Source organism: Desulfosporosinus sp. OT (genome assembly GCF_000224515.1).
GTDB lineage: Bacteria > Bacillota > Desulfitobacteriia > Desulfitobacteriales > Desulfitobacteriaceae > Desulfosporosinus.
The window spans coordinates 1-21,759 of the sequence record NZ_AGAF01000231.1 but is presented as its reverse complement, the minus strand read 5'-3'; the positions used below and the strand labels follow the sequence as shown (position 1 = coordinate 21,759).

At 40.9% G+C, this 21,759-nt stretch carries 20 protein-coding genes; 5 read left to right on the top strand and 15 right to left on the bottom strand.

The window, feature by feature from the left end; all coding sequences use genetic code 11:
* Positions 1–40: 40 nt before the first annotated feature.
* The 11 genes from DOT_RS21625 to DOT_RS27955 form a co-directional block, all read right to left on the bottom strand.
* The gene (locus DOT_RS21625; protein ID WP_009623569.1) at positions 41–1,324 is read right to left on the bottom strand and encodes a glycoside hydrolase family 18 protein; all 1,284 of its coding nucleotides are present in this window, start codon (positions 1,322–1,324) and stop codon (positions 41–43) included.
* 101 nt (positions 1,325–1,425) lie between these two features.
* Complete coding sequence (locus tag DOT_RS21620) at positions 1,426–2,304, bottom strand: DNA-formamidopyrimidine glycosylase family protein (protein ID WP_009623568.1); 879 nt, start codon at positions 2,302–2,304, stop codon at positions 1,426–1,428.
* A 51-nt stretch (positions 2,305–2,355) separates the two neighbouring features.
* Entirely contained in the window at positions 2,356–3,075 is a 720-nt protein-coding gene (cybH, locus tag DOT_RS21615) for a Ni/Fe-hydrogenase, b-type cytochrome subunit (protein ID WP_009623567.1), read from the bottom strand.
* Positions 3,076–3,092: 17 nt separating this feature from the next.
* The gene (locus tag DOT_RS21610; protein ID WP_009623566.1) at positions 3,093–4,802 is read right to left on the bottom strand and encodes a nickel-dependent hydrogenase large subunit; all 1,710 of its coding nucleotides are present in this window, start codon (positions 4,800–4,802) and stop codon (positions 3,093–3,095) included.
* The gene (locus DOT_RS21605; RefSeq protein ID WP_050809935.1) at positions 4,783–5,910 is read right to left on the bottom strand and encodes a hydrogenase small subunit; all 1,128 of its coding nucleotides are present in this window, start codon (positions 5,908–5,910) and stop codon (positions 4,783–4,785) included. Before DOT_RS21605 ends, DOT_RS21610 begins: the two co-directional genes overlap by 20 nt.
* Positions 5,911–6,157: 247 nt before the next feature.
* Complete coding sequence (locus DOT_RS21600) at positions 6,158–7,414, bottom strand: mechanosensitive ion channel domain-containing protein (protein WP_009623564.1); 1,257 nt, start codon at positions 7,412–7,414, stop codon at positions 6,158–6,160.
* Positions 7,415–7,883: 469 nt separating this feature from the next.
* Complete coding sequence (locus DOT_RS21595; RefSeq protein WP_009623556.1) at positions 7,884–9,116, bottom strand: LL-diaminopimelate aminotransferase; 1,233 nt, start codon at positions 9,114–9,116, stop codon at positions 7,884–7,886.
* A gap of 197 nt (positions 9,117–9,313) precedes the next feature.
* Complete coding sequence (locus tag DOT_RS21590) at positions 9,314–9,934, bottom strand: hypothetical protein (RefSeq protein WP_009623554.1); 621 nt, start codon at positions 9,932–9,934, stop codon at positions 9,314–9,316.
* Between the two features lie 18 nt (positions 9,935–9,952).
* Positions 9,953–11,047, bottom strand: coding sequence for a diguanylate cyclase (locus tag DOT_RS27960; protein ID WP_009623552.1), 1,095 nt, complete (start codon positions 11,045–11,047; stop codon positions 9,953–9,955).
* A 308-nt stretch (positions 11,048–11,355) separates the two neighbouring features.
* The gene (locus DOT_RS21580) at positions 11,356–12,108 is read right to left on the bottom strand and encodes an exodeoxyribonuclease III (RefSeq protein ID WP_009623550.1); all 753 of its coding nucleotides are present in this window, start codon (positions 12,106–12,108) and stop codon (positions 11,356–11,358) included.
* Positions 12,109–12,208: 100 nt separating this feature from the next.
* Positions 12,209–12,520 (bottom strand): hypothetical protein, encoded by a 312-nt coding sequence (locus tag DOT_RS27955; RefSeq protein WP_009623548.1) that lies wholly within the window; start codon positions 12,518–12,520, stop codon positions 12,209–12,211.
* 622 nt (positions 12,521–13,142) lie between these two features.
* Here DOT_RS27955 and DOT_RS21570 point away from each other — a divergent pair.
* From DOT_RS21570 to DOT_RS21550, 5 genes are all read left to right on the top strand, one after another.
* Complete coding sequence (locus tag DOT_RS21570; RefSeq protein WP_009623544.1) at positions 13,143–13,970, top strand: amino acid ABC transporter substrate-binding protein; 828 nt, start codon at positions 13,143–13,145, stop codon at positions 13,968–13,970.
* Between the two features lie 98 nt (positions 13,971–14,068).
* Positions 14,069–14,710 carry an amino acid ABC transporter permease gene (locus DOT_RS21565; protein WP_009623536.1) on the top strand — a complete coding sequence of 214 codons (642 nt, stop codon included), beginning with the start codon at positions 14,069–14,071 and terminating at the stop codon, positions 14,708–14,710.
* Positions 14,711–14,799: 89 nt separating this feature from the next.
* Positions 14,800–15,450 carry an amino acid ABC transporter permease gene (locus DOT_RS21560; RefSeq protein ID WP_009623535.1) on the top strand — a complete coding sequence of 217 codons (651 nt, stop codon included), beginning with the start codon at positions 14,800–14,802 and terminating at the stop codon, positions 15,448–15,450.
* Between the two features lie 18 nt (positions 15,451–15,468).
* Complete coding sequence (locus DOT_RS21555) at positions 15,469–16,221, top strand: amino acid ABC transporter ATP-binding protein (protein ID WP_009623533.1); 753 nt, start codon at positions 15,469–15,471, stop codon at positions 16,219–16,221.
* A gap of 218 nt (positions 16,222–16,439) precedes the next feature.
* Entirely contained in the window at positions 16,440–17,924 is a 1,485-nt protein-coding gene (locus DOT_RS21550; RefSeq protein WP_009623531.1) for a S8 family serine peptidase, read from the top strand.
* A gap of 26 nt (positions 17,925–17,950) precedes the next feature.
* Here the strand turns inward: DOT_RS21550 and wecB are convergent, their stop codons facing one another.
* The 4 genes from wecB to DOT_RS21530 all read right to left on the bottom strand — a co-directional run.
* A complete protein-coding gene (wecB, locus tag DOT_RS21545; protein WP_009623529.1) occupies positions 17,951–19,093 on the bottom strand; it encodes a UDP-N-acetylglucosamine 2-epimerase (non-hydrolyzing) in 1,143 nt (380 codons plus the stop codon).
* A 381-nt stretch (positions 19,094–19,474) separates the two neighbouring features.
* The gene (locus tag DOT_RS21540) at positions 19,475–20,173 is read right to left on the bottom strand and encodes an ABC transporter ATP-binding protein (protein WP_009623516.1); all 699 of its coding nucleotides are present in this window, start codon (positions 20,171–20,173) and stop codon (positions 19,475–19,477) included.
* The gene (locus DOT_RS21535) at positions 20,166–21,320 is read right to left on the bottom strand and encodes an ABC transporter permease (RefSeq protein WP_009623514.1); all 1,155 of its coding nucleotides are present in this window, start codon (positions 21,318–21,320) and stop codon (positions 20,166–20,168) included. The genes DOT_RS21540 and DOT_RS21535 overlap by 8 nt, the downstream gene beginning before the upstream one ends.
* Before the next feature lie 112 nt (positions 21,321–21,432).
* Positions 21,433–21,759 (bottom strand): sugar phosphate nucleotidyltransferase (locus DOT_RS21530; RefSeq protein WP_009623512.1); only part of this gene is annotated, 327 nt, incomplete at its 5' end.

The following is a 21,759-nucleotide window of genomic DNA, read 5'->3' as shown; positions in this document are numbered from 1 at the left end:
TTGGAGCAGAAATCCGCAAGTGATTTCTGCTCCAATTTATTTACACCCGTTTACGCACCACAAAGTTGTCGGCAATCAGCAGCCAATTCTGAGGAAAGTCATTTCCCAATACCCAATAGTAGAACCCCCGAATCCCTAGTTCCTTGACCAAATTAAACTTAGCCTGCATGCTTCGGGCATCCTCAAACCAGACTTCGTGCTGCGCTCCCTGCTCATCCGTATATCTAAACCACGGAGCCTGGGAAACTTTGTCGTATTCAATATTCACACCGTAATGGAGAGCGAGCCCCAAAGCTTTTTGAGGGCTAATCGACTTAGCAAATTTTCCCCCGGGTACATACGGAAGGGTCCAGTCATAACCATATAACGGCATCCCCATCATAATCTTATCTCTAGGTACAACAGATACTGCATACTGCATGACTTTTCTCATCTGATGGATTGGCGACACTGCCATTGGTTCCCCTCCGGACCAGCCCCATTCGTAAGTCATAAAAAAGATAAAATCAACAACTTGACCAATTGCCTGATAATCATGCCCTTCATATAGAACCCCACGCTGTTCTGTCCTAAACTTCGGCGCCAGCGCAGCGGAAAGATAGTACCCTCGAGGTTTCAAAAATTGTCTGGCCTTCTGTAAAAAGCGAACATATCGTTCCCGATTCTCTACTCCTAAATACTCAAAGTCAAAGTCAAGACCCTGATACCCTTTCTCTGTCATAATCTGAAGAGCTTGGTTGAGCACGTGTTCCTGCAAAACCTCGTTTGTCAGAATCGCGGAGGCAATTTCTGTACTAAATTGCCCATTCTCAAAGTTAGTTAAAACTAATAGAGGTAAGACCCTGTCCTTAAGAGCAGCATTTAAGGCAGGCTGATCCTCAACCGGGGTAAGATTTCCATCCCTATTAACGGCATAGCTAAAAATGGCCAGATAGGTTAGGTACTCTCCCACTTTATCGACAGACTCAACCGTCCGGCCACGAGTCATCCTGGTATCAATGTAAGCGTTTGTCTCTACTATCTGCTTTGGTTGCTGCGGTAAATATAAACGTAAATCAATTGGAATTTTATCAGGGTTTGGGATTTTGTTAATTCGAACTATTTCCTCGATTGACACTTTATAGTTTTGACTTATCAACCATAGACTTTCTCCAGGTTGCACCCAGTGAAACTGTCCGCTGATAGGTATTACGAATGTTTGCCCCACGACTAATCTGCTTAGATCCGGAACCTTGTTGGCCTCAGCAATCTCTTGGGCGGAGATCCCATAAGCTTGAGCAATCTTGTTGAGAGTATCTCCCGGCCTTACCACATGAATTTGCATAGAAATCCTCCTCTTAGCACACAAATCTCTCCTGTTAATTTATGTTCCAGGAGTCATCGTCGCGCGCCCAGAAAAGAACTAAGTTTGACTTATTAGGAATCCTATTTTTGGCAATTGGGGCAGAAAAATGCCTGCCTACCCCCTACCTCTAACTTTTGAATAACTTCGTGGCAGGACAAGCACAATTTTCCTGCCCGGTCATACGCTTGGAAATGAGGATTATAGCCCCCCGTAAAATCATCTCCAGGAGCAAATTTTTCTTCCATGTCTCCGCCTAGACGAATAGAATCCTGGAGAATAGAGACTAAGGAGTGATACAAGCTCTCTTTTTCAGCCTTACTGAGCGAAGAAATTAAGCGAGTAGGCAAAATACCTGCCTTAAATAAAGTCTCATTAGAATAAGCATTGCCCACACCAGCAACGTTCTTGGGATTCATTAACCAAGGCTTGATCATACCCTTTTTTCCCTCAAGTAGCCGCGTAAAGTCTTCCACTCGGAAGTTTGGATCTAAAGGCTCCTTACCCAGTTCCTGCAATTTTTTATCAAGGGGCTCCTGCCCCAGATAGTGAAGATAACCCAGCGTAAGAGAGCAAAAGAAAAGCATTGAACCGTCCCACAAGCTAAAAATGACACTTGCTTTGCCCGGTAATTCCTTGATTCTTTGCTTTAATTCCTCCGCATCATTGAGGACAACCTCAGATAGCAAAAGTTTTTTAACGTTTTCCACTGCTAAGAAATAAAGCCTGCCATCCAACATCATGTGAGTCAGCAAATAATAACCGTCATCAAGCTGAAAAATTAGAAATTTGCCCCTACGGGTAATATCTTGAATCAGTTTTCCTCTCAATAGGTTGCGAAAATCCGTACTCTCTAGGTTGAGACTCTTAGTTCTTAAGACATTAATCTCGATAATTCGTTTTCCCTTAACCCACTTGTTCAAATAGTTCTTGTAAAGTTCCATTTCGGGAGCTTCAGGCATTCTCTCACCTCTTATTTACTCGTTGCGAACTCAATCTCCATCTACAGATTCCTAATGATCAACCTCAGTTGCGGTTAGGTTTTCTATTGGATCTTGCTCTTCAGCTGAAGTATCAGGACGTAAGATCATAAATTTATATCCGTTGACCATCGCTGAGATTGTCCCATCATCATCTAAGATATCTTGGCGGATGACCATATAGAGGTGACTCAATAAAAAAATAGCGTATCCCCAGGCGATTAGGTGGTGAAGATTACGAACCTGATACTCGCCTCGGAAGACAGGAACAACCCAACCAAAGAGGGCCTGCACAATTCCATTAGGGTCATTCCCTCCACGCATTGCTAAGCCTGTGATAACCATAAAGATGCCAGCAAGCCAAATGAAGATAAAATACATAAGTTGAGCAAGGGCGTTATGACCAACTCTCACCGTGTGCTCTGGGGTCAAAAATGTATAGTATTTAAATGTTGCCACAAGATCTTTCCCGAAACCCTTCTCCCAAAAGCGAAATTTAGAGTATTCATTACCTGCCCAATACCAATATAACCGAAATAACATCATAGCTATAAACACAAAGGCGAATAAACCATGCCAATAGCGCAAGCGGCCAATGAAAAAATGTGAAACGGCCTCGCCTGGGGAGACAAATATAGGGTGTCCAATATACATTCCAGTCACAAACAACCCTACGATGGTCGCGGCGTTAACCCAATGAAAAAAACGGATTGGAAATTGCCAGACATAGACTTGACGACGAAGAACACTCATCTCCAGATTTCTCCTCTCTAAAGCACTCTGACCTTTAATATTTCATCGCCTTTAGGTGTCAACAAATGCGTAGCACAGGCCAGACAAGGATCAAACGAATGAATGGTGCGCAGAAGTTCCAAGGGCTGGTCTTCATTCACAATAGGTGTGTCCAGTAAAGACGATTCATACGGCCCTTTCTGACCGGATTCGTCCCTAGGAGAGGCGTTCCAGGTTGTCGGAACGACAGCTTGATAAGCGCTTACCTTCCCATCGTTAATCTTAACCCAATGTCCTAAGGCACCCCGGGGTGCTTCTGCGAAACCTACGCCCTGAGCTTGGGCAGGCCAGGTCTGCGGATCCCATTTTTCTCCGTTAAACGTCTGACTATCTCCCGCCTTAATATTGGCTACCATATCTGCATAAAAACCCGCCAAATGATTAACTAAATATTTAGCTTCCAGAGCCCTAGCCAAGGTTCTGCCCAAGGTTGAGAAAACTGCTGTCACCGGAAGATCTAACCGCTGAAGTGCCTCATCGACAAGCGACTTGATCTCTTTGTTGCCTCGGGCATAGGCAACGACAAAGCGCGCTAGGGGACCCACTTCCATCGCGTGTCCTTGCCAACGGGGGGCTTTTATCCAGCTGTACCCTTTTCTCTCATCGACATTCTGATAGGGTGGTTGTGGCCCATCATAGGAGGGATCTGTTTTTCCCTGCCAAGGATGTAATCCCGCTGCCGGATCATCATAACGATACCAAGAATGGGATACAAACTCTTGAATCTGCTTAGGGTCCTTGAGATCGATCTCGTGTACCTTGCTGAGATCCCGGTCTAAAACAACTCCACTAGGAAACAAGAAGCTTTCCGGTTCTCGTATATCACTGGTCGGCACCCCTCCATAAGCCAGGTAGTTTCCACCGCCCCCGCCAAATAAATCTTTCTTATAGAAACTGGCGATGGCAAAAATATCTGGCATAAGCACCTGATCCACAAAGACTTGAGCCTCATCGATCTTGGCCTTCACCAAATTCAAGCGTTCCATATTAATCACATCATTGTCATTCATATTCAGGGTACAGGCCATTCCCCCCACGAGATAGTTTGGGTGTGGATTTTTCCCACCGAAAATGGTATGAATCTTAGCCACTTCTTTTTGCCAGGTTAAGGCCTCTATGTAATGCGCTACCCCCATTAAATTCGCCTCGGGCGGTAGGCGATAGGCTGGATGCCCCCAATAGGCATTAGCAAAAATTCCTAATTGGCCACTTTCCACTAACGTTTTAACTTTGGTCTGCACATCCCGAAAATACCCCTCCGACGAGTTCGGCCAATTCGAGATGGATCTGGCCAGCGCACTCGTTTGAACAGGGTCAGCTTTCAGAGCACTGAGGACATCGATCCAGTCAAAACCATGCAGGTGATAAAAATGGATCACGTGATCTTGGACAAATTGCGTGGCGGTCATGATATTTCGAATATGATTAGCATTTTTAGGAATACGTATAGCCAAGGCATCTTCAACAGCCCGAATCGAGGCCAGGGCATGAATATGCGTACACACCCCACAGATCCTTTGGACAAAGGCCCAGACGTCACGAGGGTCTCTATTTTCTACAATCTTTTCGATTCCCCTAAATAAAGTACCTGAGCTAATGGCCTCAACAATGCGATCTCCCTCGACCACTGCCTCAATGCGCAGATGTCCTTCGATTCGAGTAATAGGATCAATTACGACTCTTGTCATGCTTCGATTCCTTTCCACTCTTTTCATGGTTTTTTACAACAGCGGTCATTCCCGCGTGGGCCGCCACTGCGATCCCTGTTAGACCCAGAACCCCTGCCCCTATAGTATCGGCATCTTTTCCAATGGCATTGTTCGGGATCTTTGCCAAACGTGTATAGAGTGGCGTATTATCGAAATAATTATCTTCCGAGCAGCCAATACAAGGATGACCCGATTTAATTGGGTAACTCACCCCGTCATTCCATTCTGTAATTGCACAGGCGTTGTAGGTCGTTGGACCCTTACACCCAACTTTATAGAGACACCAGCCCTGTTTTGCCCCAGCGTCATCAAACGACTCCACAAATTGGCCGGCATCAAAGAAAGCTCGTCGCACACAATTATCGTGGACTCGATGTTGATAAAATGCCTTCGGTCTCCCCAGGTTGGTCAGTTCCGGTATTTCCCCATAGGTAAGATAGTGGACAATCGTCCCCGTAATAACTTCAGCAATAGGAGGACATCCCGGGACATCAATAATCGGCTTGTTTTTGACAACCTTCCGAATCGGAACTGCTTGCGTGGGATTAGGATAAGCACCTTGTACACAAGCATTTGTAGCGCACGATCCATAAGCAATGACCGCGGCTGCTCCACTGGCAACCTCCTTTAAAAGTTCTGTGGAAGACTGACCGCCAATTGTACAATAAACTCCACCATTACCAAGAGTTGCGCTACCCTCGACCACCAATAAGTAAGCTCCTGGATAATCCTTCATCGTCTTCAAACGGGCCGCTTCAGCTTGTTTTCCAGCAGCGGCTTGTAACGGTTCCATATAGTCTAAGGAAATCATATTTAAAATAAGATCTGATATAAGAGGATGTGCCGAACGTAAGAACGATTCCGTACAACAGGTACATTCCTGCAAATTTAGATAAATCACCGGCAAACGCGGTTTTGTTTGTAGGGCCTGAACAATCTTAGGGAACTCAGCAGCATCGAGCCCAAGCATGGCACCTGTTAAAGCACAGAATTTAAGAAAGTCTCTGCGCGACACTCCTCTGCGACGAGCCAACTGATAATAACTCTCGGATTCAGACAATCTTAGCCCTCTCCCCTCTTCGGTCATTCCCTTAAACACGAATTCATTGTGTTTATTCTTTGCCAAAAGATGGTCAATTATCCCACGCCAAAACAGCGCAATTCAAAGTATGAATTACGCTGCGTCATTAAACTCACTCAACTGAAGATAAACATCGGGACTTCCGTCACGAAGCATCTGGTGAAATTAACCCAATAACGATTCGAGATCAATCTTAATTGCTTTAGCCAGTTCCACAAATGGCATTGCGCAGGGATTGTCAACGGCGCCCGTGCTACACGTTGAAGATGTCCCTGTCCTTTAATGATACTCTGATATCATAGCCAGTAGGTTTCTGAAAAACCCTAAGCCCGAATTCGGGCACGACAGCAATTATGTGATCGAAAATATCCGATTGGATAGTCTCATAATTGACCCATTCGGTATCATTGGTAAAGGCATAAATCTCAAGGGGTAAACCGTTTTCTCCAGATGGTAATTGTCTCACCATCTGAATCATTTCCTGATGAATTTTAGGGTGATTCTTGAGATAAAACTTGATGTAGGCCCTGAACGTACCTATATTTGTCAGACGCCTAGCATTAACCGAATGTGACTCGTCAATATCTATTTCGAGATTGTATAGAGCTATCTCATCTTTCTTACCCTTGATATAGTCGGCGAGATAATGAATTTTCTCAAACTCTTCTACCATTTCAGCAGTGCAAAAAGCTATACTGGTTGTGTCTATATAGACACAACGTTCGATTCTTCTACCACCTGACTGGGTCATACCACGCCAGTTCTTAAAGGAATCCGATACAAGAGCATACGTTGGGATCGTCGTTATGGTATTGTCAAAATTCTCTACTTTAACAGTATTCAAAGATATATCTATGACGTCTCCGTTCGCACCATATTTGGGCATTTCAATCCAGTCCCCTAAGCGAATCATGTCATTTGAAGACAACTGAATGCCTGCAACCAAACCCAGCAATGAATCTTTAAATACTAATAACAGAACAGCCGTTAAAGCTCCAATACCGCTTAGTAACAATAATGGACTTTGTCCGATTATCGTGGCGATGATGATAATCCCACCTAAGATATAGACAAAAATCTTCACTACTTGAAGATAGCCTTTGATGGGTTTATTCTTGGAGACCTCGTACGTTCTATAAATATCATCGACAGAATTTAATAAAGCATCAAGCACAAAAATTCCAACTAAAGCGATATAGACCGTTGAAAATCTCTGAATAATAATTGCAGCCTGCTTGGGAAATGCTGGGGCAAAGGCATAAATAATAATTGCCGGCACAAGGTGAGATAGTTTATGAAAGACTTTTCTATCCAGCATTACATTGTCCCATGCAAATTTATTACTATGTATTAAGTGAGTAAGCACTCTGAGAACTACTTTCTTGGTGAGAAAATAGGCAACTATGCTGAGCAAGGCGATAAATATTACAAAAATTCCTGTAGACAGATAGCTGACTGCCCTCTCATCAACTCCATATCCCGTAAACCAATTCGTAATAAATCCGATCATGCAAATACCTCCTCATCATCGATTATTAGTATTTATTATCTTCGTACCAAACTAAACAGGCTTCGCACGCAGTATATAACCTTCCCTCAATAAGTTTATATCTGTAAGAACAAAGCCAAACCTTTTTATAAACCAATAAGTTATGGACCCATAGCGATTATATCACAGGTCATCTAACTTTCCGCTGAGTCCCAGACTTTGAAGGTCAGTCAGATTTAAAAACGCGCGCTAAAATTCGCAGTGATTTCTGAGCGTGTAGACTTGATTCATATGCGGAGATACTCGGCAACTTTGCGTTGAATCATGGTCATCAAACTATGGAAAAGAAGCTTTGGTGATTGTAATCGTAGACAAAAAATTAGGTATCTAGGTTACTCTAGAATTAAGAAACCCGCCTTAGTATAATACTCAAGCGGGTTTTAACTGTAATTATTGACCACAGACTAATGACTCAAAGCTCACTTTAAGACTACATTCTCGTCTTAATCCTTTCAATCGCCTGAAGTGTATTTTCCCGAGTGCCAAACGCTGTTAACCGGAAATATCCCTCTCCGTTCGCACCAAAGCCAGCTCCTGGGGTTCCTACGACATGGGCATCCCCCATCAGTTTATCGAAAAACTGCCAGGAGTCCATATTATTCGGAGTCTTCATCCAGATATAGGGCGCATTGACTCCACCGAACACTGTATAGCCAGCGTCTTGCAAACCTTCTCGGATAATCCGGGCATTTTCCATGTAGTAATCAATCGTTTCTTTAATCTGCTTCTTTCCTTCGTCCGAGAACACAGCAACGGCTCCCGCTTGTACCGGATAAGACACTCCATTGAACTTAGTGGTTTGTCTTCTTAGCCAGAGTTGGTTGAGACTATGTGCTTCACCCTTAGAGTCATATACCTTGACTTCTTTCGGAACAATCGTATACGCACAGCGGGTTCCAGTAAAACCTGCGGTCTTAGAGAAACTTCGAAATTCTACTGCGACCTCTCGGGCACCTTCAACTTCAAAAATACTGTGCGGTACACCCTCTTCCCTGATGAATGCTTCATAAGCTGCATCAAACAAAAGAATAGAGCGGTTTTCGCGAGCATAGTCCACCCATTGTTTCAGTTCCTCTTTAGAAAGCGTCATCCCAGTTGGGTTATTTGGGAAACAGAGATAGATCATATCTACGTGTGTCTCAGGCAGAGAAGGCTTCATGCCATTTTCTTCTGTGCACGGGAGATACACAATAGTTTCATACTGTCCTTTTTCAATATTAAATTTTCCTGTCCGCCCAGCCATGACATTGCTGTCAACATAAACTGGATAGACAGGATCAGTTACCGCCATTATGTTCTCAATTCCGAAAAGCTCCTGGAAATTTGCCGTATCATTTTTTGCCCCATCGCTAACAAAAACTTCATCAGCAGAGAGTTCAACACCACGAGGGGTAAAATCATTTTCGATAATCTTTTCAATAAGAAACTGGTAGCCTTGCTCTGGACCATATCCTCGAAAGGTTTCCGAACGTCCCATCTCTTCGACACCCTCTTGCATCCCTTTGACGACTGCGGTTGGCAGTGGACGCGTGACATCTCCGATTCCTAAACGGATAATATCGGCCTCCGGATTGTTTGCTTTAAATTCATTTACTCTACGGGCTATTTCAGAAAAAAGATAACTTCCAGGTAACTTCAGGTAGTTTTCATTCACTAATGCCATATGTATTCAAAACTCCTTTATTAATACTTCTTCATATGTTACAGATTATATTTATTAGTTGAACATTTTGCAACTCCATAGGCCAAGTATACAATCAACAATGATTATAGATGATGTAATTCATTCGGACATAGTTACTTTCATTAATAACTAATCTACTTCCCGATTGCTTTATTTCAACCTTAAAATATATATCATTATACCTGCATAGGGATTTCTTTCTCAAAGCTTCCCTTTTGAAGCTTCAAAAAACTACTCATTGATGTAAAATCCTTTGGCATATATGAGTTATATGGGTACTTTGTATTAATTAGTCCTAATGCTTGGTATGCTAAGGCAATCCATTCACTACAAAAAAAGTTGTTCTTTTTTGCTTTTATTCTAAACCATCTGCCAAGAATCACTTCCCAAATCATCTGAATCTCTTTTGGATCAGCAATACCGTAATAACTTTTGTGTAAGACTAATAAAGCATCTGTCATCCCGGCTCGATCCACATGCAAGGGCCTATAGGCAAACTTAGGCGGAACATACGGTTTAACATCTTCACCATAATGTTTCAGACGCTCGTATAGATTCACAATTTTAGGGCCTGCTAAAGTTTTATTTGGATTATCTGTCACCTGATCTTCTAAATTTGTTAAAGTTGTTGCTTCGAAGAATAATGGATCCTCAAAGCCTTCCACTCGAATGACCATTCCAACATGTGAGTACGGACACCCCTCAAGCCTTTCTATTGTTTTGCTGATAGAATATTCTCCTTCGAATAGAATTAAATCTCCCGTATTGACCTTAGTTTTAAGTTCATCATAACGCATAAAAAGCTCTCCTTTAGTCTAACATACAATTTGTGCTTTACCTGAATTTTTAGCTTTATACATTTTCATATCTGCTTTTTCAAAGAAATCATAATAATTACTTTCAGTTAAATTTATTAACCCGACGCTCCCTGTTACACTAGCTTCAGTCGGTCCAACTTTGAGAATCGAATCAAGAATTCTTTCACAAATTCTATTAGCTTCCGCTACCGTGACGCCTGGAAATAAGATTACAAACTCATCTCCGCCATACCTAGCTACAAAATCATGTTCGCGAACATTTTCTTTTATTTTTTCGGCAATCTTCTTCAACACTTGATCACCCATAATGTGACCATATTGATCATTAATTTTTTTGAAATTGTCAATGTCAATCACTGCTAAACACAAATTATCTTTAGAAGCTTTACATAACTCCTTTTCCCTTTCAATGATGCTGGAGATTGCCTGATGATTATAAAGGTTCGTCAAACCATCATGATCTGCCATATATTGCAAGGCCTGAAGCTGTCTATCAATCTTAATTCTATCGAGAAAAATCTCTACATTCTGACTAAATAAGATTCTGGCTATAACGACTGCAATAACATTTAAAATTATGGCATTGATAATGGACCATTTGATGAATTGTGGATTGGATTGTGCAGTTTGCATTCCAAGTGCAAAATAAATAAAACACAAACTATTAATAATGATATAGTCGATATGAGAAATTCTAATAATTGCTGTTGAAATATACAGTGCCATAATATAAATTGAAATGTCAGAAACCAAGGTCTGCGCAGCTAGGGTATTAACAACAGCTAATAAAATAGCAACAAATACTACCAATCTTACAATTGCTCTTAAAATTTTATAGTATTTAAGCTTTTCAAAGAGCCATAATAGAACCGCAAAAAATGAAAATATAACCACAAAGATCAATTTGATAAGCATGATTTTATGAATACCTTCTGTATTAGATTCAAAAAACAACTCGCCTAAGAAGAGAATCATTTCTATAGATGCAATAATTAATAGCATAGTAATACTTCTAGTGGCATTCATACAAAATAAATTTTCATAAAACGCATCTTTATGCTCGCTTGGTATCTTATTTAATTTAAATTTCAAATATCTCCCCCCTTCGATAGCATGATTAAATTTTTATAATATTTGCTCAGGAAAATGCATGTCTACAATAACTAACTTCTTTTTCCTATACTAGAAGATCTAGGTAAGCGTTCGGTAATGCCGAATAGCCTTACATATCTAGCATTATATGTATATTTCCACATTTTCTTCATTTTTTCCTTCCTCAAATCCTGCAACTCAAAAAATAATGCATTGATCGAGAAATTTGTATCTTGTCGACCAATGCATTAAATATCTATTTTGTTAATTTATCCCACAATATCTATTCCTACCATAAAGGAAGTATCTTAAAATATCTCTAACCCAACGGGGCAATGATCTGATCCTAACACATTCTTATATATAATGGCTTCTTTTAGTTGATCTTTTAATCCTGCAGAAACACAAAAATAATCGATCCGCCATCCTGCATTATTAGCTCTGGCATTAAACATATACGACCACCATGTATAAGCTTCTGTCTTATTCGGATAGAAAAAACGAAACGTATCTACAAAACCATTGTTCATCAGTTCATCAAATTTATTTCTTTCCTCCGCTGAAAAACCAGCATTTTTTCGATTTGTGCTGGGATTTTTAAGGTCAATTTCTGTATGGGCAACATTTAGATCTCCGCAAACTATGACTGGTTTTGAATTTTCCAAGTCCTTAAGATAGTTTAAAAAATCTTCTTCCCATTTCATTCTATATTCCAGTCTAGCAAGTCCTCTCTGGGAATTCGGCGTATAGACAGTCACGACATAGTACTCTCCAAACTCCAATGTTATAACCCTGCCTTCTTGATCATGCTCCTCTTTACCCATTCCATAGACAATCTTGTTAGGTTCCATTTTAGAAAAGATTGCTGTCCCAGAGTAACCTTTTTTCTGAGCAAAATTCCAATACTGATAATAACCCTCTACCCTAAATGGAATCTGTTCCTCCTGCACTTTTGTTTCTTGAATGCAAAAGATATCTGCATTTTCCTTTGCAAAAAAATCAAGAAAACCATTTTTTACACAAGCTCGAATTCCATTTACGTTCCATGATATTAATTTCATAAGTAACAATATCTCCTCTGCGCAGTACATCTTTCTAAAACTAAAATTAAATTGTCTGCCGTCTCAATTATAATATTTTTGTTCCAGTAATTCTATATCATTATGATTTTGCTTGAGCGCACAGTAGCTCATCTTGCTCTTTAACATATTTTCTGTATTCAGTTGGCGTTCTTTCTTTTTCAACAGCGTTTAATTCCCCGATTTTAACGATAGCTTTCAGCTTATCGTTGATAAAGGTCTGAAGACAGGCCGGGACATGGTCTTGGTGATATCTATGTAATGCAACACATTCCCGACAACGACCATGCCATTCACATAGAATTGCGCTACATGTGCACTTTAAGTTTTCAGGATTGCTGGCGATCTTTCTATTCGCTAAAACCAATTCATAATACTCTTCTTTTGTTCTCATTTGATATACCTCCTTCTATATAAATTACCGCTACTGGACACTGAAGTTGCCTTCAGTTCTGAGTAACCCATGAATCACTCAATTTCTTTATTATAGAACGAGGTTGTAAAGGTAATATTGTCCAGATATTAAATTCCTGTTAAGGATAATTTTGCTGGCTTTCCGAAATTACACCTGCTCTCATTGAAGCCGCGCATTCATGTACGGCTTCTGCCTGATTTCACTTCAAAATCTGTCATTTTTTCGCTGTTTGAGCCGTAATAAAAAAGGAAATATGGCAATCATCCAGAATAAAGTAAGCATATCTACGCCTTACCTTGTACCATTGATTTCCGGAACAGATAAAGAAAAAACTTGGCTGGCGAAGGCGGCTGCCTAGTTGCCTTTATGCTTAGAAGGTAGATAACGCAAGTTTATACCTTCTAAGCATAAGGGCAAGAACTGAGTCTTTTTTAAGTTGCTAAATGCGCTTAGACGATAGTTTGTGTGATATCTTAAGTCTGGAGGGATGCCTTTGTTAATATGAAAAGCGTTTAATTGAACACCCTAATTTGTCAAAATTGAGAACCAATATAATACCGATTTAGATTAGACAGTACATTTATAGGAAGGAAGGATATAGATGAAAAAAAGATGGTTAGTATTATTTATTACAATTTGGGCAGTTGTTCTTTTAGGAGCAGGATGTGCTCAGAAAACCGCAGAAACACAACAGTCAGGCGATCAATCATGGAATAAAATTAAGGAAAAAGGGGAATTTGTCGTTGGCCTCGATGATAATTACCCACCTGCAGGCTTCCGTGATAAAAATGGAGAGTTGGTTGGTTTTGATATCGATTTAGCTAAAGAAGCTGCTAAACGGCTGGGTGTTAAAGCTGTATTTAAGCCTGTACAATGGGATGGAGTTCTTTTGAATTTGAAAAACGGAGACATTGACCTCATTTGGAACGCCCTGGGCATCACTCCCGAAAGACAGGCAGAAATTGGTTTCACCGACAGTTATATGGCAGATAGAAATATTATCGTCGTAAAACCCGGTTCACCGATAAAGACTAAAGCCGAATTAGCGGGTAAAGTTATCGGACTCCAATTAGGCAGCACTGCAGAACCTGCTATCACAAAAGATCCGATATCGTCTCAAATTAAAGAGATTAAAAAGTTTGAAAGTCCTACGGTAGCCTTAATGGATTTAGAGGCTGGCCGCATTGATGCAGTAGTAACCAATGAAATGAACGCCCGATTCTTGATCTCTACAGACAAAACAACGGATAAGTATTATATTTTGACAGAAAAAGAGGGCGATTTTGGCAGAGAACCGTTTGGTGTCGGTGTCCGTAAGGAAGACAAAACCTTCCTTACAGAACTTAATCGAGTTCTTAAAGAAATGAAAACCGATGGCACTGCTGCCAAAATCAGCAATCAATGGTTTGGGACCGATATCATCAAGTAATTGAATAACAAATATATGGAACAAGGAATAGGAACGAAACTTCCTATTCCTTGTTTTTAAAGAAAACATAGACAATCATTAAGGGATAGGAGAAAACGATGGAGTATGTTTTGACAATATTACCTGTTCTTATGAAAGGCCTAAAGCTATCGCTCACAGTTTATGCGATTGTCATAATTTTAGTGCCTCCTTTGGCCATTTTGGTAGCTATAGGCAAAGTGTCCGGTCCACAAATTCTGAAAAGAATTTTATTCTTATATACTTGGATTTGGCGGGGCACACCACTACTACTCCAATTGTTCTTTATTTACTTCGGATTACCATACTTTGGCATCAATTTATCCCCCTTAGTATCCATAATCATTGCTTTTGTTTTGAATGTAGGGGCTTATGAAACTGAAATTATTCGAGCAGGGATTGAATCCATAGACAAAGGACAGTACGAAGCCGCTAAAGCTTTAGGAATGACCTATGTACAAACGATACGTCGGATCATCATTCCGCAAACAATCCGACGTGTGCTGCCTGCTACCTGCAGCGAAGCCTTGCTAACTTTTAAGGACACCGCATTGGTTGCAGCTATTGGTATGGGCGATTTACTACGTTCAGCCAAGGAAGTGGTTACCAGGGATTTCAGAATTACTGCCTTTTTTATAGCCTTTATCATCTATCTAATTATTTCCTCCATTTTAGTACTAACGTTTTCCCGCTTGGAGAAGAAATACTCTCTCTACGAATAAGGAAGACGAGCTAGGATTGCTACCGCTCTAAAGAAGGCAACTAAAATAACGGTCAATTATGGACAAACGTAAGGGGACAAGAAAAGATTATGGATCATATGGAATACGTTCTAAATATTCTTCCGTTCATTTTATCGGGCTTAAAGCTCACCGCTAAGATTTATGTGGCTACTTTGGTAATTGCTTTACCTTTGGGGCTTTTAGCAGCTATTGGCAAAGTAAAGGGTTCGAAACTTATTAAGCAGGTTTTATTCTTATATACTTGGGTTTGGCGGGCAACACCACTCCTACTCCAATTGTTCTTTATGTTCTATGGCTTACCTGTCATTGGTATCAGGCTTTCTCCCTTTGCCGCAGCGACTATTACCTATGCTTTGAATTATGGGGCCTATTTGACGGAGATTTTCCGAGGTGGAATTGAATCCATAGACAAAGGTCAATATGAAGCAGCTAAAACCTTAGGTATGACCTATCCTCAGACAATGCGCCGAATCATTATACCCCAAACCGTGAGACGAGTTTTGCCGACTACCTGCAGTGAAGCTGTCAACTTAGTGAAAGATACAGCCCTTCTGGCTGTACTTGGTCTGCCTGATTTATTGCGTATTGCCACTCAGATTTTCACAAGGGATTTTGATATCACTCCATTTATTGTAGCATTTATTCTATACTTAATTATTTCGTCTGTTCTTGTCAAACTATTTGGCAAGTTAGAAAAGATGTATTCCATTTATGAGTAGGAGAGTGGATCAGTGACGATGATACGCATGAACAATATTCACAAATATTTTGGTAGTCTCCATGTTTTACAAGGGGTTTCCTTAGAAGTAGCTAAAGGGGAAATTGTTGCCGTAATCGGTCCCAGTGGGTCGGGTAAAAGCACCTTGCTCCGCTGCATGAATCAATTGGAAAGAATCGACCAAGGCCTACTCGAGATAGAAGGTATCGTGATCGAGGCAGCTGGAGATGTAGGCATTAAGGTGACTGCAACGCCTCAAGAGGTCAGAGCTACCTACCGAAGAATGGGTATGGTGTTTCAAAACTTCAATCTTTTCCCCCATATGACAGCGTTGGGCAATGTGATGGAAGCACCCATATCCGTTAATAAAGTGACGAAAGCCACGGCTGTCCAAATTGCCGAAAAACAATTAGCTAAGGTGGGTCTGCTGGAAAAAAAGGACACCTTTCCCTCAAAATTATCTGGGGGACAAAAACAGCGGGTGGCTATTGCTCGAGCTCTGGCCATGAATCCCGATATTATGCTTTTTGATGAACCAACATCTGCTTTAGATCCTGAGCTAGTCGGCGAAGTACTCAGTGTCATAAAAAAACTTGCTCAAGAACATATGACCATGTTAATTGTAACCCATGAAATGGGGTTTGCTAAGGAAATAGCCGATCGAGTAATTTTTATGGATGATGGTAAAATTTTGGAAGATAGCAGTCCAAAAGAGTTCTTTGAAAATCCTCGTCATTCCAGGATCAAAACGTTTCTGGAGAAGATGCTGTAAATATATCTGAAAGGAAACAGCAATAGCTGTCTTAAATAAATATTCAATTTTACCTATATAGGGCTTGCAAAAATATCAGAAAATGTAGGCCCCAGCAAGGATTTGTGGGCATCCTGTCTATGCACATGGAAAAACCGACCACACCACAAAAAACGTGCATTTGGAACTTGGTAGATACAATAAGAATAACTCATATTTAAGAGAGAGGGTGGCAAAAAGTGAATAAAAATAAGTTTCTTGGCTTGGTAGTAGTTATGAGCCTAATCTTGGCTACGTTTAATACTCCAGCCGAGGCGGCTCCGACAAACACCAATTACACGATTGCTTTCCAGCAGCAAATTCCAGCGGACTATGATCTAGTTATTTCTCAAGCAGGAGGCACGGTACTTCAAGTATTGCCTGAGGTGTCAGGACTCGAGGTACAATCCGATAACCCGTCTTTTTTAAATAATCTCAAAGTGGTTAAAGGAATCCAAGCCGCAAACGTCGAGTTGGTTTCAAAATTAGAAAATAAAGAAGTTAACCCGGTGGCTGCTAACGGTCAACCTGTTACAGACATTCCTCAAGCAGATCAAACCGATAGTTACTGGAACTATCAATGGGATATTCAACGGATTACTCATAATGGAGATTCTTATGCACTGGAGACTGGCGGTGTGGTAAGCTCCAACGGAACAGTAATCCACAAGGCGATTGTCGGTATCATTGACACTGGGATTGATCTTAACCATCCAGATCTGAAGACTAACATTGTTGGCGGGCAAAGCTTTGTACCGGCCAATGCAGACGGAGACGCAACCGAAACTGGTGATCCTAATGACTATGAGGATCGCTTCGGGCACGGTACGCACGTTGCGGGTTCTATTGCAGCAAATGGCAAAATGCAAGGGATTGGCCCTAATTTGGGAATCCGTGCTTATCGTATCTTCTCTGCCAACGGCAATACATCGACGACCTGGATTGTACCGGCTATTGTACAAGCGGCTAAAGACAAAGTGGACGTCATAAATCTGTCCATCGGTGGATTCGATGCCATCTCTCGTTATACATACCTGGATGAGAAAAATGCTTATAGTGACATTGCCGATGCACTTTTATACAGACGGGCTCTTCAATACGCTGTAGATCATAATGTCACCGTCGTCACGGCTGCGGGGAATGAGTCGCTTAACTTAAATAATCCGACTACAATTACAAGTTACATGAACCAAACCTACGGAGACTTAGGACTTCAGTTTAAAGGCGCATCTCGCGAAGTACCGGGACAAACCCCGGGAGTTATCACCGTATCCTCTTCTAATGAATGGTCTAAAGATAAAATTGCTTTCTACTCTAATTATGGATCCCGTTCCATCGATGTAGCCGCCCCCGGTGGTGACTATGGACCAATTTATGATCAAACCGGTGATCTCAACCTTCGGGATCTCCACTACCATACGTTAAGCACCTATCCGACGAACATGAAACCCTATATAACATCAAATCTTCGAGGCTATGCACTGATGCAAGGTACCTCAATGGCTTCACCGAAAGTTGCTGGGATTGCTGGTGTCATTAAAGCCCATAATCCGGGATTGACCCCAGCCCAAGTAACCGCATTGATTCAAAAGACAGCGATCGATTTAGGTAAACCTGGAACCGATGAGCTCTTTGGCGCGGGCGAGGCCAATATTTACACTGCATTAACCGGAATGAAAAAATAGAACTTTGTAACAGGCGACTTTAAGCTTTAACCCTCAAAATTGTCTGGCCGCTCTCCTAAGCCAAAGTAGTACAAAACGGCTTCTCTTATCCTCTCGGATGCATGACCATCTCCGTATGGATTATTCACTGAAGTCATTGTACGGTAAACGAACGAGTGGTTCAGTAAACCATAACTCAAGTTATAGATGTCCTCTTCATTTGTCCCAACAAGTCTTAAAGTTCTTGCCTTGATTTCTTCTGGCCGTTCGGTAGTATTCCTCAAGTCAAGAACGGGTACTCCGAGCGACAGGGCTTCTTCCTGAACTCCCCCAGAATCAGTAAGTATTAGATACGAACGAGCCATAAAATTATGAGCTTCTATGACATCCAATGGCTCAATGAGATGTATTCGTAAACGATTTCCAAGAATTCTTACTGCCAGTTCTCTTACTGCCGGATTTCTGTGCATTGGATAGACAACAACAACGTCATTATGATCATCAACAATCCGAAGTACCGCGCGAAAAATATTCTCCATTGGTTGACCGATATTTTCTCTACTATTTACAGTCATGAAAATCAGCCTATAATCCTTACCAAAGTTATCAAAGATAGGATGATTAAAATTGCTGCGTACAGTAGTTTTCATAGCATCAATTACTGTATTGCCTGTCATGAAAATGTTTTGTTGTTTTTTACCTTCCTTTAATAAGTTATTTGCAGATATCCAGGTAGGAGCAAAATGCAGGTCTGCTATATTGCCTGTTAATTGACGGTTTATCTCCTCAGGAAAAGGGGAATATTTATCATACGTTCTTAGGCCTGCCTCTACATGTCCTATAGTTATTCGTTGGTAGAAAGCAGCCAGCGCCGCCATAAAAGTGGTTGAAGTATCTCCATGCACCAATACAATATGAGGCTTAGTTTCCACAATCACCTTCTCCGATTTTTCTAACGCACGACTCGTAATTTGTGTCAGAGTCTGTCCATGCTGCATTATGTTTAAATCGAATTCTGGCTCAATTTGGAAGATACTAAGCACTTGATCTAGCATGTCTCTATGCTGAGCAGTTACACATACCTTATTATCAATTCTGTCTGGGAATTTCTGAAATTCTTTAACTAACGGAGCCATTTTAATAGCCTCAAGCCTTGTGCCAAATACAGTCAGGCATCGAATTTTTTCCATGTGTTCCAGACCCCTTCTGAAGCCATTGCCTCACATAAAATATTTTTATAAATCAAGAATATTAATAGTTAACAAGACAACTTCTTTTATAAGCCGAAATATTGACTTGATCTTGAATATCCTAGGCAAATTTCCCGGCAAGTAATACTTAGGTCCCATTGCGCTTCTTTATACAAAAAGTTCCTCGTATAAAACATAATCGACGTGTCAACTTCCATATTATATTGTGGATGTGAGCGCATACGACACCTATATCCTAGTTATTATAAGACGCTTTCATTATTTGTACATCCGTATAAGGTACAGGACAAACAAATAAATTCCTATGTATTTCCTACAGGTTGATTCATGATTGAGAGCAGAATACAAAAGAGTCACACATCACGTGTGACTCTTTTGTATTCTGCTCTCGTTGTGTGGGAGCATGATTTTTCCATCTTGAATTCTAATGACGCGGCCAGCTAAATGTTTGTCGTGGGTTACAATGACAAAAGCAACACCATACTCTTTATTCATTTGTTTAAAGATGTTATAAACATCTTCTGAGCTATGTAAATCTAGATTTCCCGTTGGCTCATCAGCCAAGATGATCTTAGGGTTATTGATCAGCGACCTGGCAATCGCTACGCGTTGCTGTTGACCTCCAGATAGATCCAGGACATTGTAGCGACGATACTTATATAGCCCCAACATATCTAATAATCGATTCGCCCTTTCCTTCACCTCAGATCGGTTGTTTCTTTGTATTTCACTAGGCATGAGTACATTGTCAAGAACATTGAACTCCTGTAATAAAAAATGAAATTGAAAAATGAACCCCATAGCCTGATTCCGTAATTTCGCTAATTTGCACTGCGTCATATTTTTAGTATTAGATCCATCAATGACAACTTCCCCACAAGTGGGCCTATCGAGGATACCCATAATATTTAATAGCGTCGTTTTACCACTTCCAGAAGCTCCAATAACTGAGTTAATGCTGTGTTCCTCAATTTCTAAATTAATATCATAAAGAATTTGTGACTTTACCCGAGTCCCATAAGTTTTGTTAATATCTATTAATTCAATAACATTAGGCATTTTTAATTACCTCAATTGGGTTTAATTTGATACACCTAAGCGCAGGAAAAATGGCAGTTGACATTGAAACCCCAAAGAAAATAAGGATAGACAGACCAATAAACCTATGATCCACTGTAACCTTAACCACGGGCAATCCTTGGGCAGTCACAATGTATCGATTAAATCCTCTAAGAAAAACGGCAAGGAAACCAAGACTAAGCGCGATTCCTCCAAGACTAAGTAATAACGCTTGATAGACGAATACAAGGCTCGATGAAAAATCCGTAAGACCCATAGCCTTTAAAATACCAACTTGTTTCGATTTTTGGAAGACGTTAATTGTCAATATATTGATAATACTTATAATGGTCGCCAACATAATAAAAAATTCGATGACAAGGGTTACTAGTTTTTGACCTACGATAGCACTGACTATTAACTGATTCTGATCTTTCCAATTAGAAAGTGCTAACTCTTCCCCTGACAGGGCTCTGCTAATTTGGTCACTGACAACATCTGCTTGAAATGGGTCGTCAATCTCTAACTCAATCCCAGTCACTTTATCACCAAAACCGATGAAGTTTTGTGCGGTAGTTAAATTCGAAATCACCCACGCATTATTAATCTTAGCAACATCAAAATCATACAAGCCAACAATTTTCATGGTCGCCGTTTGTCTACCAAGGGTTAAGATACTGACCTCATCCCCGACCTTGACACCTAATCGCTCAGCTAATTCTTTGCCGAGTAAAACCTCATTATTGTTAACCGGTGAACTTCCTTCGTAAATTGCCGCTGTAATGTTATATAGACGCTCGGTGTCTAAGATATTAAACCCCCGTACAAGTATAGGGATCGTCATTTTCCCAAGTTTTATCCACGCTTGGCTATTGACATTTGGGGATACCGCTTTAACTTCCGGAAAATTGCTTCTGATCCTGTCCGCTTCCTTCTGCCAGTCACTAAATCCTCCACTTTTGGAGTACACGGTAATATGGGGACTATAAGCTAAAACTTTATTGACTAATGTCTTTTCAAGTCCTTGACTGACCAGACCGATAAAAATCTGAACAGAGACTCCTATGGCTATGCCGAAAATGACTAAGAGCGTTTGTAATTTCTTATCAAGCAGAAACCGCCACGCGATTTTAAAAGGCAACAGCACAACAGTTTTAGTCCTCTCTTTAGTTGGATTTTAATGGTCGGTTCGGCAATATTCAGGAAGTACCCGTCTCCTACCGAGCGGAGCGAGGCGAGCTCTGGAATCAGGAGGCTCTTTAGCCGAGTAGTTCTGTTTTCTGAAGGAAATTACGTAAGAAAGTAATAAGATCCTCCGAAAGATCTCCCCGACGCAAGGCGTATTCGATCGTTGCTTCCACAAAGCCTAACTTGTCTCCAACGTCATACCTCCGACCTTCGAATTCATAAGCAAGGATTTCCTGAGAAAGCCCAAGTTCCTTAATCCCATCCGTGAGCTGAATCTCCCCACCTTTGCCCGCTGGAAGGACACTCAAAATATCGAAAATTTCCGGATTCAAAATATACCGTCCCATAATGGCTAGATGAGTTTCTGGGGCATCTTCTGGACGAGGTTTCTCCACCAT